This window comes from Herminiimonas fonticola, from assembly GCF_040395855.1.
In the GTDB taxonomy this organism is placed as follows: Bacteria; Pseudomonadota; Gammaproteobacteria; order Burkholderiales; family Burkholderiaceae_D; genus Oxalicibacterium; species Oxalicibacterium fonticola_A.
Window position 1 is genome coordinate 1 of record NZ_JBEBPO010000060.1, and the last position, 15142, is coordinate 15142.

The 15142-nt window shown below is 55.1% G+C and carries 14 protein-coding genes and 1 tRNA gene; 4 read left to right on the forward strand and 11 right to left on the reverse strand.

The genetic code is table 11. The features are described from left to right. The 7 genes from prmC to ABWP27_RS08815 form a co-directional block, all read right to left on the reverse strand. The coding region (gene prmC, locus ABWP27_RS08785; protein ID WP_353155737.1) for a peptide chain release factor N(5)-glutamine methyltransferase at positions 1–545 on the reverse strand (545 nt) is incomplete at its 3' end. Positions 546–573: 28 nt separating this feature from the next. Further along, positions 574–1050, reverse strand: a complete 477-nt coding sequence (locus ABWP27_RS08790) for a disulfide bond formation protein B (protein WP_353155739.1) — start codon at positions 1048–1050, stop codon at positions 574–576. A 56-nt stretch (positions 1051–1106) separates the two neighbouring features. Then, the gene (prfA, locus tag ABWP27_RS08795; protein ID WP_353155756.1) at positions 1107–2189 is read right to left on the reverse strand and encodes a peptide chain release factor 1; all 1083 of its coding nucleotides are present in this window, start codon (positions 2187–2189) and stop codon (positions 1107–1109) included. A 124-nt stretch (positions 2190–2313) separates the two neighbouring features. Beyond that, positions 2314–3603: a glutamyl-tRNA reductase gene (gene hemA / locus ABWP27_RS08800; protein WP_353155758.1), complete on the reverse strand. Its 1290-nt coding sequence runs from the start codon at positions 3601–3603 to the stop codon at positions 2314–2316. Positions 3604–3684: 81 nt separating this feature from the next. After that, on the reverse strand, positions 3685–6087 hold the full coding sequence (locus ABWP27_RS08805) for a CHASE2 domain-containing protein (RefSeq protein ID WP_353155741.1): 2403 nt from the start codon (positions 6085–6087) through the stop codon (positions 3685–3687). Between the two features lie 16 nt (positions 6088–6103). After that, positions 6104–7507, reverse strand: a complete 1404-nt coding sequence (locus tag ABWP27_RS08810; RefSeq protein WP_353155742.1) for a FecR domain-containing protein — start codon at positions 7505–7507, stop codon at positions 6104–6106. Between the two features lie 33 nt (positions 7508–7540). After that, positions 7541–8230, reverse strand: a complete 690-nt coding sequence (locus ABWP27_RS08815) for a response regulator transcription factor (RefSeq protein WP_353155744.1) — start codon at positions 8228–8230, stop codon at positions 7541–7543. 376 nt (positions 8231–8606) lie between these two features. Between ABWP27_RS08815 and ABWP27_RS08820 the strand changes: the two genes are divergently transcribed. Next, positions 8607–8783, forward strand: coding sequence for a hypothetical protein (locus ABWP27_RS08820; RefSeq protein ID WP_353155746.1), 177 nt, complete (start codon positions 8607–8609; stop codon positions 8781–8783). Positions 8784–8928: 145 nt separating this feature from the next. Here ABWP27_RS08820 and ABWP27_RS08825 read toward each other — a convergent pair whose 3' ends face one another. The 3 genes from ABWP27_RS08825 to ABWP27_RS08835 all read right to left on the reverse strand — a co-directional run bounded on the left by ABWP27_RS08825 (position 8929) and on the right by ABWP27_RS08835 (position 10191). Beyond that, positions 8929–9240 carry a PsiF family protein gene (locus ABWP27_RS08825; protein WP_353155748.1) on the reverse strand — a complete coding sequence of 104 codons (312 nt, stop codon included), beginning with the start codon at positions 9238–9240 and terminating at the stop codon, positions 8929–8931. A 160-nt stretch (positions 9241–9400) separates the two neighbouring features. Next, the gene (locus ABWP27_RS08830) at positions 9401–9817 is read right to left on the reverse strand and encodes a YidB family protein (protein ID WP_353155749.1); all 417 of its coding nucleotides are present in this window, start codon (positions 9815–9817) and stop codon (positions 9401–9403) included. A gap of 298 nt (positions 9818–10115) precedes the next feature. Beyond that, positions 10116–10191 (reverse strand) — tRNA-Phe (locus ABWP27_RS08835). 121 nt (positions 10192–10312) lie between these two features. On the opposite strand from ABWP27_RS08835, the gene ABWP27_RS08840 reads away from it, so the two are divergent. The 3 genes from ABWP27_RS08840 (at position 10313) to ABWP27_RS08850 (ending at position 14236) form a co-directional block, all read left to right on the forward strand. Continuing rightward, positions 10313–11509 carry an FAD-dependent monooxygenase gene (locus ABWP27_RS08840; protein WP_353155751.1) on the forward strand — a complete coding sequence of 399 codons (1197 nt, stop codon included), beginning with the start codon at positions 10313–10315 and terminating at the stop codon, positions 11507–11509. Positions 11510–11581: 72 nt separating this feature from the next. After that, positions 11582–12301 carry a DsbC family protein gene (locus tag ABWP27_RS08845; protein WP_353155752.1) on the forward strand — a complete coding sequence of 240 codons (720 nt, stop codon included), beginning with the start codon at positions 11582–11584 and terminating at the stop codon, positions 12299–12301. A 138-nt stretch (positions 12302–12439) separates the two neighbouring features. After that, positions 12440–14236, forward strand: a complete 1797-nt coding sequence (locus ABWP27_RS08850; protein ID WP_353155754.1) for a M61 family metallopeptidase — start codon at positions 12440–12442, stop codon at positions 14234–14236. Positions 14237–14321: 85 nt separating this feature from the next. On the opposite strand, the gene trpC is transcribed toward ABWP27_RS08850, so the two are convergent. Then, on the reverse strand, positions 14322–15122 hold the full coding sequence (gene trpC, locus ABWP27_RS08855; protein ID WP_353155760.1) for an indole-3-glycerol phosphate synthase TrpC: 801 nt from the start codon (positions 15120–15122) through the stop codon (positions 14322–14324). Positions 15123–15142: the final 20 nt, after the last annotated feature.

The following is a 15142-nucleotide window of genomic DNA, read 5'->3' on the forward strand; positions in this document are numbered from 1 at the left end:
GGATTGGATACGATCAGATCGAATTGCCGCTCGCCCAATGCCGAGAACCAGTCGCTGCGCAAACACTCCACGCTGGCATTGTGCCGGCTCGCATTGGCGGATGCCACTGCCAGTGCTGCTTCGCTGACATCGAGCGCGGTGACAATCGCATCAGGTCGCGTATGCGCAATGGCAATCGCGATGGCACCCGAGCCGGTGCCCATATCCAGCACGCGGCCCTGTGGCGGCAAGCGTTGCAGGGCCAGCTCGACCAGCAGTTCGGTATCCGGCCGCGGAATCAGTACGGCCGGGTTGACGTGAAACGACAAGCCGTAGAATTCGCGTTCGCCGAGCAGATAGGCTATCGGTTCGCCGGCCATGCGGCGCGCAAACAGCGTTGCAAATTGCTGCGCTTCGGCGGCATTCAGCACGCGTTCGGCGTTGGTAATCAGCTGCACGCGCGATAACTGCGTGACGTAGCCGATCAGCATGCGCGCTTCGAGTTGTTCTACCGGCGCGCGTCGCATGATGGCTGCAATCGTGTCGCCGGCAAGGATGGGCGTCATAGGTGTAATGACTGTGCAAGGAATCGCATCAAGACTTTTTCCGGAACGCCGTATGCAGCAGGAAGAGTGCGATGACGACAAACCAGACCAGCGCCCATTGCGGTATCGACAAACCCATGATGGGCGCATACGCAGTCGAGCACAAACCGTCAGCCTGGAACAGGAAGGGCAACAGTTTCGCAGTCGGAATCGTATTCAGCGAAGTTTCCAGCGGATCGATGCCACAGGAGACGGTCGGATGGGCCTTGATGTAGATATGCCAGCCGGCGACGCCGGCGCCTGCCAGTGAGGTCAGCGCAGCGAGTGCCGCGCCGATTCTGGCGGTGGCTTCGGTGCGGAAGGCGGTGAGCAGGCAAATCAATGCGATAGCGGCGAAGGCATAACGCTGGATCACGCATAGCGGGCAAGGCAGCATGTTTTCCACATGCTGAAGATAGAGTGCGACTGCCAGCAGCAGCAAGGACACAAAGGCGACTGCGAACAAAACGGGTCTGGAATTTTTCATCGTACTATCCTGGAAAACAATGCACGGTATGAGTGGAAGTCATGGAAATAGTTGCATCAGGCGGCGTCGCCCAGTGCTGCCAGCAAATCGGCCTGGTGTTCCGCCGCCAGCGCATTGGTCAGCTCGGTCAGATCGCCATCCATGATGAAGTCGAGCTTGTACAAAGTCAGGTTGATGCGGTGATCGGTCATGCGGCCTTGCGGGAAATTATACGTGCGTATGCGTTCGCTGCGATCGCCCGAGCCGATCAGCGATTTGCGCGTCGCGGCTTCCTTCGATTGCTGTTCGCGCAATTGCACATCCTTGATGCGTGCTGCCAGCACCTTCAATGCCGATGCCTTGTTCTTGTGCTGGCTGCGATCGTCCTGGCATTCGACCACGATGCCGGTCGGGATGTGCGTGATGCGCACGGCCGAATCGGTCTTGTTGATGTGCTGGCCGCCGGCACCGGAGGCGCGATAGGTATCGATGCGCAAATCGGCCGGGTTGATGTTGACGTCTTCCACTTCGTCCGCTTCCGGCATCACGGCCACGGTGCAGGCTGATGTGTGGATACGGCCTTGCGTTTCCGTTGCCGGTACGCGCTGCACGCGGTGGCCGCCGGATTCGAATTTCAGTTTTGAATACGCGCCGTTGCCGACGACGCGCACGATGACTTCCTTGTAGCCGCCGACTTCCGATGCGGATTCCGACACCATTTCTATCTGCCAGCGATTGCGTTCGGCAAAGCGCGTGTACATGCGCAGCAGATCGCCGGCAAACAAGGCCGACTCATCGCCGCCGGTGCCGGCGCGGATTTCCAGGAAAATATTCCGTTCGTCGTTCGGATCTTTCGGCAGCAGCATTTTTTGCAGATCGATTTCAAGCTGTTCCATGCGTGCCTTGGCAGCAGCCATTTCTTCCTGTGCAAATTCCTTCATGTCCGGATCGGACAACATGTCCTGCGCATCCTTGATGTCGTTGTCGGCCTGCGTGTAATTGCCGTACAGCGCGACCAGCGGGCCGAGTTCGGCATGCTCGCGCGTCATCTTGCGATAGTTGTCCATATTGGACGTGGCGTCTTCCTGCATCAGCAGCACATTCAGTTCGGCCAGCCGTTCGGTCAATTGATCGAGCTTGGCGAGCATGGAAGGTTTCATCATGATTTTTCAGTCTGGTATGCGAGGGTAGTTCGGGCAGTGTGCGCGTGCGGTGTAAAACAGGCGGCAAACAATGATGTTGAAATGAGTCTGCAACAGCGTGCAGAGCAGCGAAGCAGCGTCGCTAGCGTTTGGTGCGGAATAGTTGCGGCAGCAGGGCAGCGAGGCGTGCGCGTTCGTCACCCTGTGCATTGTTCAGGGCCTGTTGCGGGCCATGCAGGAATTTTGCGGTCAAGCCTTTCGACAAGGCTTCCAGTACGGCGTCTATGTCTTCGCCTTTGGCCAGCAGTTTGCGCGCACGTTCCAGTTCTATCATGCGCATCGATTCGCTGGATTCGTGCAAGTCCTGGATGACCGGCACCACGGCGCGCGCGTCGATCCAGTGCATGAACGATTGCACGCGCGTTTCGATGATTGCCTCGGCCTGTGCGACTGCTGCCTGGCGGTTTTCCACGCCGCTCTGCACGAAACTGCCGAGGTCGTCGACGGTGTACAGGAAGACGTCATCCAGCCGGCCGATTTCGGCTTCGATATCGCGCGGTACGGCCAGATCGACCATGAACATCGGTTTGTGGCGGCGCGCCTTGATGGCGCGCTCGACCATGCCGAGTCCGATGATGGGCAGCGATGAAGCAGTGGATGAAATGACGATGTCGTAGCTGGCCAGCTGGTCCGGCAAATCGGCCAGGCGTATGGAGCGACCGTTGAAGCGATGCGCCAGCATTTCGCCGCGCTCCAGTGTGCGGTTGGCGATGGTCAGCGATTTCGGATTTTGTGCTGCGAAGTGCGTCGCGCATAACTCGATCATTTCACCGGCGCCGATGAACAGTACGTTTTGTTCCGCGATCGTATCGAAGATGCGTTGCGACAAACGTACGGAAGCGGCGGCCATCGACACGCTGTGCGCACCGATTTCCGTATTGCTGCGTACTTCCTTGGCGACGGCAAACGTGCGCTGGAACATTTGATGCAGGTAGGTGCCGAGTCCGCCTGCCGCTTCAGCCTGTCGTACCGCATCTTTCATCTGTCCCAGAATTTGCGGCTCTCCCAGCACCATCGAATCGAGGCCGGAGGCGACGCGGAATGCATGGCGGACTGCATTGTCTTGCGGCAGTGCGTACAGATAGGGGCGCAATTCCGCATATGGCAGCTTGTGATAATCAGCGAGGAAATGTGCGGTGAGATCGATCGCTTCGTTGACGCCGCCCGGCTGGTGGCTGGCGGCGTACAGTTCGGTGCGATTGCAGGTCGAGAGTATCGCGGCTTCGTCGGAATACGCCTTGCTGTCGCTGCGGCCGTACCACGCACGTGCGGACGCCACCGCCTGACCGAGCTGGTCAGCGGGAAAGGCTACCTTTTCGCGCAGGGAGACCGGCGCGGTAGTGTGGTTGAGGCCGACGGCGAGCAGTTGCATTTGTGGCACGAATATCCGTAGTGGGCTCTGCGTATTATAGCCTGTTGCACTATGGCACAAGGGCATTGCCGTACGACAGCATTACGGCATTGAATCGACGATGTCGAGCGGCAGGGTCAGCGTAAAGGTCGTGCCCTTGCCCGTCGTACTGCTAAAACTGATCTCGCCCTGATGACGTTCGATGACGGTCTTCACAAATACCAGCCCCAGTCCGACGCCATCATGGCGCGGCTGGTTGGGTAAATCAACGCGCTGGAAGCGCTGGAACAGCTTGCTCTGGTTGGCTTCGGCAATGCCGTAACCATGATCGCGAATATTGCACACGACATAGGTCTGATCGCCCAGCTTCAGCGCCCGGGCCGAGCACTGAATGTTGGTGTGATCCGGGCTGTAATTGATGGCATTGGAAATCAGATTGGTTAACGCACGGGTTATCAATACGCGATCCACATTGACCGGATATTCGTCTTCTGCAATGTCGACCTGAAGATCGATGTTCCGGCTTTTTGCCACCGACCACATTTCATCTGCAGCATCGAACAGCATATCCTGAAAGTCGACTTCTTCCAGTCGGTATTCCTGCGATTCCGCGCGTGCCAGTTGCACAAAATTGTCCGCCAGTCCGAGTGTCTTGCGGCAGGCTTTTTCGATGCGTGCAAAGAGTTCCTGCTGTGGCAAGGCTGAGGAACGTTCCTGCTGCAATTCCAGCAAGGCCAGAATGGAGGCTTGCGGTGCGCGCATATCGTGCGACAGGAAGCGCAAGGTTTCGTCACGGCTGCGCTCGGCGGCGCGTATCGTCGAAATATCCAGAATGCTGATGATCCAGCCAGTCAGCAGGTTATCGGCCGAATAGCAGGGAGCACTTTTGACCAGCAGGTCGCGCCCTTTGTGATCCCGTACGGAGATGCCGTTGCTTAGCGCTGCAGCGCGTTCGAGATCAAGCAGTTGCGGCCAGTCGAAAGACAGATTGGCAGCTTGATCGACCGGTTGCGGCGTCTTCAGTTGCTGCAGCAGCTCGATGACGGACAGACCGCACACTTCGTCGTAGCCCATGCTCCAGTAATAGTTGTTTGCATGCTTGTTGGCGAGCAGGATGCGGCCATCGATGGTCGTGACCAGCGTTGCATCGGGCAGATTGTCCAGATTGTTGGAAACGAACTGGCGCAGATCGCGTACGCGCCGCGCTGCATTTTCCATGGCTGAAATGCGCTGTTCCAGGACATCGGTCATTTCCTTGCCGTGCACCGCAGGCTGCTGCTCCGGCAGCAAATGCGGTTCCTTGTTGAGGCGGTCGAATTCCTGCCCCAGATAGGCGATGGCGACTTCCAGCCGGCGCCAGCTCCATAGCGGATACGAGATGGTGACGGCGATGAGAGCGATTGATGGCGGCAGCCATATGCCCATGTAACACAAGCCGATATAGCTGCTTGCAACGATGATCAACAGCCATGCGAGTGCGGCAAACAGGGCGCGGCGCGGCGATAGCAGTAGATAGCCCAGCATGGCCATGAACACCGGCACCAGGGTAAACAGCATGGATTCCCATGCGTTTGCGAGACGTATGCGCTCGCCGTTCAGCAGGCTACTCAGTATCTGGGCGTGAATTTCAACGCCAGGCATCGCTCCCGTAGCTCCTGAAACAGGCGTTGGATAAGAATCCGACATGCCCAGTGCAGTGGCGCCCACCAGCACGTATTTGTCGGTGAAGAATTCATCCGGAACTTCGCCACGCAAGACCGACACATAAGGTACTGACCGCACATGGCCGGTGCTGCCGGTAAACGGAATGTGCATTTGATCGGCGCGCTGCCAATTGTCGATGCCGGCAGGTGTTGGCGTTTCCTTGTACGGAACCGGTGTGCGGGCGGCTTGTGTCGGGTTGCCTGTCGCGAGTAATGCAGCGGAAAACTGCGGCCACCATACGCCATGCTGCCCTTCGTACAAAAAGACGCTGCGTACGACACCATCGCTGTCATGCGCCAGATTGATGTGGCCGAGTGCATGCGCTGCGCGCGCCAGCTCAGGTGTCGGCAGGCTCACAGTCAGACCACGGCCGGCATTGGTCATCGTGACCGGCAAAACAGTACGGCCGCTTTGCTGCAATGCCGCAGCCAGTTGCTGGTCGCCGGAGGAAATGGCGCCTGGCTGATGTGGCTCGGCTTCGGACATGATGACATCGAAGCCGATGGCGCGCGGCTTGGCCTGATTCAGTCGCTGAATCAGTTTTGCGTGTGTTGTGCGTGACCAGGAAGGCCAGCGGCCGAGTTCGGACAGGCTGTAATCGTCGATGGCGACGATGATGATGTCTTCGTTTGCCGCTGCGTTTTTAGTGGATAAAAACAGATCGTAGCGCGCCTGATCCAGTCGCCCGAGGCCGTTTTGCCAGCCGAGAATACCGGTGATCGTCAGCAGGATGATGGATAGCACCAGCCATTCGCGTAGTGCAAGACGTCGCCCAAACGGGGAGAGCCAGCGGTTTTTCATCAAGTGCTTGAGCTGTTTATCGGGTAGCGCTGCGTGAGACTTCTTTCGGATGGAGCGGATGCCCATCGTTGATGATCCACTGATCCGTCACGATCAATGTCTGCACGAAAGAAAAGGGATTGGTGCTGCCATCTGCGTTGATGCTTTGCACGCGGGCAAAGTAAGTACCGAACGATGGACGGGGCAGGCGGATTTCATTGCCGGCGACGCTATTGGTAAACAACAGCCAGCTGAATTCGGAATCGCGTGCAACCTGTACATTGTATTTTTGGTCGGCAGATCCGGGCCAACGCAGTACCAGTTCCTTGGGGCCGCCATTGATGACTGACGGTGCTGCCTGGACCGGTGCTGCTTCATTACGATTGCGGATGTTGACGGCAACGGTGCGCGGTATGCCTTCCAGGCCGGATTTGTCTATGGCGGCAACGCGTATGAAATATTCGCCTTCCTGAATATTGTTGATCACGACCTCGCTGCCGTTACTGCTGCCTTCTGCGAGCATGTGCAGCATGTCGGCATCCTGCGCAATTTGCACGTGATAAGCACGTGCGTCGGCGAGCGGCGCGATGACGAATTTTGCCGCACCTCCCTGTCTGTAAGGTGTGCTGGAGAATTGCGGTGGCGGCAGCAAATCGATGGCCGGCCCGATGGTTTCACGGGTGATCAGATTGCCTTTGGCGGCAGGCAGCGCCAGCGCTTCCGGTGTGCGTAGCGAGCCGACGGCAACTTGCCCGTCCAGCACTTCGGTCGTGACTTTCTGGTTGTTCAGGCTGACGCGGAAACGCGTGCCGCGTACGCCTGCTACCGACAGCGGCGTATGCACTTCAAAGAGCCCTTTATTGATATTCAGTGGCGACACACGCGAGACGATGCGCCCGCGCAAGAGTTTGAGTTCGGTGCGCGGACTGCCGGTGTACAGGGATTTGCGTAATTTTGCCACCAGCACGCTGCTGTTGGATGGCAGGGAAATGCGTGATTCATCAGCCAGCGACAGCGTCAGAAAGCTGTTGAGGCCGGTGTTGATTTTCATGCCTTCGGTGATTTTGCTGCCGATATCCAGCGAAATCGGATCGCCACTTGCGGACGTGGCGGTGATTGCGCCGTTACGGGCGATCACAGTTGCTTCGCTTGCTTCATCGGCCAGCAGCTCGGCCGGAATGAAGATGGCAGTGCCAATCGGAATATTGCTGTCTTTATTGATCTGATTGACTTTGCCTAGCGTAACCCAGTTGGCATTCCTGGTTGTCAGCCTTTGCGCGATCGTCATCAGCGTGTCGCCGGCCTGCGCATAGTAGGTGATGCCGGACGACTGAACGGCAATATTGCCCGGCGTTTGTGCGGATGCAAGTGAACCGGCGATAGGCAGGCCGCTCAGTGTCAGGACTGCAATCAAAATCAATTTGTGAAGGGAAATGCGCATGTCTTCTCTCCGCGCAACCCTTGGTGCGCCTTGCTAACCTGTCATCTGCTCCAGCCGATAACCGTAGCTATATACTGGAGCTAGCCGAAAACCATGTTCTGGACGCAATTGTAACTTGCTCCGAACTCTGGATACATGCGTATCCATCGTGCGCGACGGAATTTCCACATCGCGCGCCCATACTGCTTCCAGAATGTAGGCGCGTGACAACGGGCGGCCGAGATTGCGGAAAAACAGCAAGGCAAGATCGAACTCTTTTTGCGTCACTTCAATGGGTGTGCCCGACATCGTCAAACGTCCGGTACGCGCTTCAAATATGAAGTTGCCAAACTGGATCTGCTCGATCGGATTCTGGCTTGGATAGGCGCGTCGCAACAATGCCTGTACGCGTGCCAGCAATTCGCCGCGGCGTATGGGCTTGATCATGTAATCGTCGGCACCGGCTGCCAGCCCCGCCACAATATCATCCTCACCCGAGCGGCTGGTCATGAACAGAACGGGCAGGTTGGGCGATAGTTTTTCGCGCGCCCAGCGCAAGACATCGGCGCCGCTCAGATCAGGCACCTGCCAATCGATAATCAGCATATCGAAACTCTCACGCCGCAACTGATTCAACAGTTCCTTGCCACTTTGGAAAGGGTGGCAGAAGTGCCCGGCGGCACTAAGTACCTGACAGACTAAATCTGTCTGGCTACGGTCATCATCGAGTACAGCAATTCGCATATTTTTGGTGCTTGAAAGCAAGTTGTATTACGACACCCTAATTTAACAAAGTATTCCGGCACTGGGACTGTAAGTGTTCCGATGTGACAATATTTCACAAATTACGGGACTGAATGTCTATGATTTATTGTTTTTTTGCATCATGTCGGTGTTTCACCTACTTGGTACGCCGATTAAATTTACTCTCATAAATTGAGTAGTTCAACGAAATGCAGAGTGTGGGCTTCATTTCCTGTGTCTGAATGATCTTGAGTAGAACTGTGAATTCAAGGTTTTGTCTGTTGCGATGCGGATTGAAAAGACATTGATTGTTTTGCGCAATTTTCTATATTGAAATAGCAACAACCGAGAAAGCTGGAACTGACCGGAGGCAATCATGAAAATACATCTATTTGATTCCTGGCATCTCCCACATATCGCACACTCCAAGGCTGAATTAAGGGAGGCTGAATTTGATATTCTGGCCCTGCTGGCGTTTTCTATCGGCGTCCCGCTTGTTATTCTGGGAGGCATGAGTCTGTTGCAAATGCTGTTTGGCTGGACTTTATTGTGAATGCAGGGCGCCGGATAAGTGGTTAAGCCTTGATGCGGGAGAGTGGGTACTTTCGCGTATTCATTTCAGGGCATAAAAAAATGGCAAGGCACATAAAGTGTCTTGCCATTTTCTATTTCAGGTTCAGTGTGAACCGTCAGCTTGTCTATTTTTTGGATAGGCAGGTTTTCATGAATTTCTTGCGTTCTTCACCCTTCATTGCGCTGGCATCTGCGTTACAGGCTTTCATCTTGTCGCGTTGCGCCTGTTGTGCCGGGCTTACTTTTGGATCGCCGCTGAGACATTCTTTCATGAACGCTTTGCGTTCATCGCCTTTTTTACCTGTCGCTTCCTTATTGCAGGTTGTCATCTTGGTTTGCTGCGCTGATTTTGCCGGTGCGGGGGCAGCAGCAGGATCTGCGGCAAACGCACATGCGGCAAACGTTGTGGAAACGAGAAACGCTAGAAGCTTATTCATTGGAACCTCTCAAGTATGGGTAATCGGAAAACACTTTTTTAAAGTATTGAGATGACTACTACCGTGCTGCCTTAACTACAACAACCAGAGACGCCATTTGGTTGACACGTGTTGTTCCAACCTTGTTGATAGAAGCGGACAAGCTTCTATCGCAATCCAGCTAGGCAAGGAATTTGCCTTTCAGCATGCTTAATCCTTGTTCCAACAGATCGCCTTGAGGAACTTGCCCGTTCGGCGTAAGCTTGTCAATAATTTGCGGCAAAAGCTGGGCAAGACCGGCTGACGCATGCTCAGGTTCCACACCTGCCTGCTGTGCAATTTGCTGGATGTTGTCTTCGCCCAAGGCATTCTTGATCTGATCGCCCGAGACAGCCTGATTTTCACCCGTGCCTATCCACGACGCGACTTGGTCCCCCAAGCCGCTCCCCTGCAATTGCTGCAATAGCGCTGGAAGACCGCCGGCGCCATTAATCAGAGCCATTACACCACCCATTAAATCGCCTTGTGCGACTGAATCCTGTTTTTGCGCGCCCAGCGAACCCATTACCTGTCCTGCTAATTGATCGAGTAATCCCATCACACCCTCCGAAAATAGCAAACAATGCGTGTCGTATCGGCACGATGTGGGCAGCGAGCCTGCGACCCACTTCGGCCATACTAAGTCAAAAAGATATCTTGTTGATTAATTTTTCTGCTTGCCGATTTGAGCCGAATCAGGGTTTTGGGAGGCGGGTGCCGGATTGCAATTGGTGCGGGCAAAAATAAATTTCCAGACTGGATGCCAAGCGCAAATGCTGCGTGGTCTAACTTTTTTGGGGGGAATGGTAGAAAGCAAAAAGCCCACCGGTAAGGGTGGGCTAAGTGCTTGATTTCTTTGGTGGCCCGGGGCGGAATCGAACCACCGACACAAGGATTTTCAATCCTCTGCTCTACCGACTGAGCTACCAGGCCAAGGCGCGCAAGTATAGCAAACCTATCGGAATATGCAAGGCCTTCATGCAAAATTTATCGATAAGCTGCCGCTATAATGACGTCACTCGAACAGTTTTTCCTTTTTTCACGGATAGGCTTTATGCATATACAAAGCGACATTTGCATTATTGGCGATGGCGCCATCGGCAAAGTGGCTGCGCTGGGATTTGCGCAAGCGGGTTTGAAAGTATCGCTGCTGAGCCCGTCGCGCGTCGGTGCGCCCGTGGCGATTTCTGCTGCGGCCGCTGAAGCCTGGGATGCGCGCGTCTATGCGGTGAATCATGTCGCGCATGATTTATTGTCTGGCGTGAAAGTGTGGGAGGCGCTGGACGCATCCCGCGTGACAGCGGTTGATGCCATGGTGGTCAAGGGCGATGCCGCCAGCATGCTGGCCTTCGATGCTTACGGTGCGCGTGTGGGTGCGCTGGCCTGGATAGTCGAAGATCGCAATTTGAATCAGGCGCTTGATGCGGCATTGAAGTTCGCATCGAATGTACGCATGGTCAATGGCCGGGCACTCAGCCTGCAGACAAATGAAACCGCCGCCAGCGTGCAACTGGATAATGGCGATACGCTCAGCGCTGAATTGCTGGTCGGCGCCGATGGCGGTCAATCATGGGTACGTACCCAATGCGAGATCGATTTTGATTATCGGCCTTACGGCCAGCGTGCCATTGTCAGTAATTTTTCATGCGAAAAGCCGCATCACGGTGTGGCGCATCAATGGTTCTCTCCGGCTGAGGGCATCATTGCGCTGCTGCCCTTGCCCGGCAATCAGGTTTCGCTGGTGTGGTCTGCGCCCGATGCGCTGGCCGATATCCTGCTGCAGGAATCGTTGACGCAACTGGCTGCACGCCTGAGCATATTGGCGGCCGAACAACTCGGCAGCCTGTCGCCCCTGCAACCGGAAATAGTAAAGTCTTTCCCTCTTGCGCTGATCCGTCCTCATGCAATTACTGCACGGCGCGTGGCCCTGATAGGCGATGCCGCACATGTCGTGCATCCGCTCGCCGGCCACGGAATGAATCTGGGCTTTGCCGATGTTGCCGGTTTGATCAAGACGGTGAGCGAGCGCGGAGCGGACCGCGATTGCGGCGATGCGCGCGTGTTGTCGCGGTACGCACGTTCACGCAAGGAAGATATACTGCTGATGCAATTGGCAACCGATGGTTTGGCGCGTTTGTTCGGTACGGAGTTCGAGCCGTTGCGGATTGCGCGCAATCTCGGGTTGAACTTGGTGAACCGTTTGCCTGTCCTAAAAAGGCGCCTGATTGGTCATGCTCTGGGCAAGCCTTAATCTGCTGATCTCGACAAGGTTTTTTGATGTCCGCGCGACAACCTCTGCTGAAAAATTTAAATGGAAAGTAATATGAACATATTCAAGGCTGCAATCGCAGTAGTGCTGGGTTTGAGTTTTGCTACTGCATTTGCAGAAACTGCACAGGAAGCGGCAGTAAGAAAAGCGATTGAACCGCGTTTGGGCGATGATGCCAAAGTGGTATCGGTAACCAAAACGCCGTATTCGGGTTTGTTTGAAGTGCAGGTAAATGGCGACATCATTTATACCGACGCGAAAGCGCAGTATTTATTCGTCGGCCGTGTGGTCGATACCAAAACGTATCAGGATTACACCAAGGCGCGGCTGGATGAACTCAACAAGGTTGCATTCAGCGACTTGCCGCTGGAAGCCGCGATGAAACAGGTCAAGGGTAATGGCAAACGTGTGATCGCCGTGTTTGAAGATCCGAATTGCGGTTATTGCAAACAGTTCCGCAAGACGCTGGAAGGAATCAACGACATTACTGTCTATACCTTCATGTACAACATCCTGTCGCCGGACTCGATTACAAAATCGCGCAATGTCTGGTGTTCCGCGAACCGCAACAAAGCCTGGGACGACTGGATGCTGAACGGCAAGGCGCCTGCAGCGGCAGCAGACAACTGCGTTACGCCGCATGAAAAAGTGCTGGCGCTGGGACGCAGCATGAAAGTAACCGGCACGCCGACCATCATTTTTACCGACGGTTCGCGCGTTCCGGGCGCAATCGATGCGAAAGCGCTGGAAGCAAAACTGCTTTCTCTCAAATAAATATATACGTATCCTTGAAAAACGGTCACGCAAGCGTGGCCGTTTTTATTTGCAGATACCGATCGTATTCCGATGCATTTCTGCGTCCGCGTCCGGATGCCGTTAAACTAGCGCCATCGCACTTCCCAACGGCACCAAATGAAAAACGCAATTCACTACACCATCGTTCCCAAGGATCTCGCGGCGCATCTGTATGCGGTCACCGTGACTGTCAATCAGCCAGATCCGATTGGACAATGCTTCTCTTTGCCGGCATGGATTCCGGGCAGTTACATGATTCGCGAATTTGCCAGAAACATTGTGCAAATCAGTGCTGAATCTGACGGCAAAAAAATCGGCCTGAGCAAACTCGACAAACACACCTGGATTGCGGATGAATGCGAGGGCGTGTTGACTGTGCATTACGAAGTGTATGCGTGGGATTTGTCGGTGCGCACCGCGCATCTGGATCAAACGCATGGTTTTTTCAATGGCAGCAGCGTTTTTCTGCGCGTCGAAGATCGTGAAGACAGTGTTCATATCGTCGACATCCAGAAGCCGCAAGGCAGTGACTACGACAAATGGCGTGTTGCCACTGCCATGCGGCAGTTGAAAGCCAGGCGTTACGGTTTCGGCACGTATATCGCGTCGAACTATGATGAGTTGATCGATCATCCGGTGGAGCTTGGAACCTTCGCTTTGGCGACATTCAAGGCGCATGGCGTGCAGCATGATGTCGTGTTTACCGGTCGCGTGCCGAATCTCGATTTGCCGCGCCTGACGGCGGACCTGACAAAAATATGTGAAGCGCAAATTGCATTCTTTGAACCCAAGAATAAACGTGCACCGGTAGATCGCTACGTTTTCATGACGATGGTGGTTGGTGATGGTTACGGTGGACTCGAACATCGCGCCTCGACTGCACTGATCTGTTCGCGCGCCGATCTGCCGGTCAAGGGGCAGCCGGAAATGAGCGACGGCTATCGCACCTTTCTCGGTTTGTGCAGCCATGAATACTTCCATACATGGAACGTCAAGCGCATCAAGCCGGCCGCTTTCGTGCCCTATGATCTGGCGATCGAAAATTACACGCCACTGCTGTGGTTATTTGAAGGCTTCACCAGTTACTACGACGATCTGATGCTGCTGCGTAGCGGCGTGATCGATGCATCGGCGTATCTGAAGCTGGTTGGCAAAACCATCAACAGTGTTTTGCGCGGCAGTGGCCGGCGCAAGCAAAGTGTGGCGGAATCCAGTTTCGATGCGTGGCTCAAGTATTACCGGCAGGATGAAAATGCGAGCAATGCCATCGTCAGCTATTACACCAAGGGATCACTGGTAGCGCTGGCGCTGGATTTGACGATACGTGCTGAAACCAAGGGAAAAAAATCGCTGGACGATGTGATGCAGGCCCTGTGGCAGCAATACGGCCGCGATTTCTATCAGGACGGCAAGGAAGGGCGCGGCGTGAACGAAGCCGACCTTGATGCGCTGTTCGATAGCGTTACCGGTTTGAAATTGCAGCGCGTACTGGATCGCTGGGTGCGCGGCACCGAAGACATTCCGCTGGCAAAATTGCTGACGCCATTCGGTATCGCACTGAATGACGACCGTAAAAATGGCAAGCCGGGTTTGGGCATGCGTACCGCGCGCGACGGCAATGATTGCAAAATCGCGGCGATTTATGAAACCGGCGCAGCGCACCGTGCCGGTTTGTCGGCCGGCGATGTGCTGGTGGCAATCGATGGCTTGCGTGTGAATGCGAATAATCTGGATGTGCTCTTGGGCCGCTATCGCATAGGGGATAAAATCGGTATTCACGCTTTTCGACGGGATGAGTTGCTGATGTTTACCGCGACTGTTGCTGCTCCCGATGCGCCTGCTGTGAGCCTTGCAGCCGAAGACAAGCCGGTGGCTGCAGTACGCTTGCGCCAGACATGGCTGAAGCAATCTTAGCGATCGGCCCGATCGATTGATTGCATCGCGCAATAAAAAACGCCGTTAGTGCAGCACTAACGGCGTTTTGTTTTGGCGATTGTATTCAGGCAAACAGATGGCTTAATTCCAGACCCGGATCGGGTGCGCGCATGAAAGTCTCGCCGATCAGGAAGGCATGTACGTCCGCGTCGCGCATTTTCTTCACATCGTCCGAGGTGACGATGGCGGATTCGGTAATCACCAGTTTTTCCGGCGGAATGCGTGGCAATAAATCCAGCGTGGTTTGCAGGGACGTTTCAAAGGTGCGCAGGTTGCGGTTATTCACGCCCAGCAAAGCAGATTTCAAGCGCAGGGCGGCGTTCAATTCTTCGCCGTTGTGAACTTCCACCAGCACATGCATGCCTAGCTCGTGTGCGCAGGCTTCCAGCTCGGCCATCAAGCCGTGATCCAGGCCGGCGACGATCAGCAGGATGCAATCGGCACCCCAGGAGCGCGCTTCGTAGATCTGGTAGGGATCGATCATGAAATCCTTGCGCAGGACCGGCAAGCCGCAAGCGGCACGCGCCTGTTTCAGATAATCCGGCGAGCCCTGGAAGAATTGCACATCGGTCAGCACCGACAGACAGGCTGCACCATGTTGTGCATAGCTGGCGGCGATCTGCTCAGGCTGAAAATCCGGGCGGATGATGCCTTTGGATGGCGATGCCTTTTTGATCTCGGCAATAATGCCTGCATTGCCGGCAGCAATTTTCTGCCGCAAGGTGCCTTCAAAATTGCGTATCGCCGCACGCGCATCCTTGTCTGCTTCGACTTCGCTGCGCAAACTTGCCAGGCTGCGATATTTTTTTGCAGCAGCGACTTCTTCGGCTTTGACGGCCAGGATTTTATTCAGAATGTCAGACATGATTTCAACTTCCAGTAATG

Bases quoted from the DNA above. Each gene is read 5' to 3' on its own strand.
- prfA (WP_353155756.1), bottom strand. From the start codon at position 2,189: ATGAAACCTTCCATGCTCGCCAAGCTCGATCAATTGACCGAACGGCTG.
- ABWP27_RS08810 (WP_353155742.1), bottom strand. From the start codon at position 7,507: ATGCGCATTTCCCTTCACAAATTGATTTTGATTGCAGTCCTGACACTG.
- ABWP27_RS08845 (WP_353155752.1), top strand. From the start codon at position 11,582: ATGAACATATTCAAGGCTGCAATCGCAGTAGTGCTGGGTTTGAGTTTT.
- ABWP27_RS08820 (WP_353155746.1), top strand. From the start codon at position 8,607: ATGAAAATACATCTATTTGATTCCTGGCATCTCCCACATATCGCACAC.
- ABWP27_RS08805 (WP_353155741.1), bottom strand. From the start codon at position 6,087: ATGAAAAACCGCTGGCTCTCCCCGTTTGGGCGACGTCTTGCACTACGC.
- hemA (WP_353155758.1), bottom strand. From the start codon at position 3,603: ATGCAACTGCTCGCCGTCGGCCTCAACCACACTACCGCGCCGGTCTCC.
- ABWP27_RS08850 (WP_353155754.1), top strand. From the start codon at position 12,440: ATGAAAAACGCAATTCACTACACCATCGTTCCCAAGGATCTCGCGGCG.
- ABWP27_RS08825 (WP_353155748.1), bottom strand. From the start codon at position 9,240: ATGAATAAGCTTCTAGCGTTTCTCGTTTCCACAACGTTTGCCGCATGT.
- ABWP27_RS08840 (WP_353155751.1), top strand. From the start codon at position 10,313: ATGCATATACAAAGCGACATTTGCATTATTGGCGATGGCGCCATCGGC.
- ABWP27_RS08815 (WP_353155744.1), bottom strand. From the start codon at position 8,230: ATGCGAATTGCTGTACTCGATGATGACCGTAGCCAGACAGATTTAGTC.
- ABWP27_RS08830 (WP_353155749.1), bottom strand. From the start codon at position 9,817: ATGGGATTACTCGATCAATTAGCAGGACAGGTAATGGGTTCGCTGGGC.
- ABWP27_RS08790 (WP_353155739.1), bottom strand. From the start codon at position 1,050: ATGAAAAATTCCAGACCCGTTTTGTTCGCAGTCGCCTTTGTGTCCTTG.
- trpC (WP_353155760.1), bottom strand. From the start codon at position 15,122: ATGTCTGACATTCTGAATAAAATCCTGGCCGTCAAAGCCGAAGAAGTC.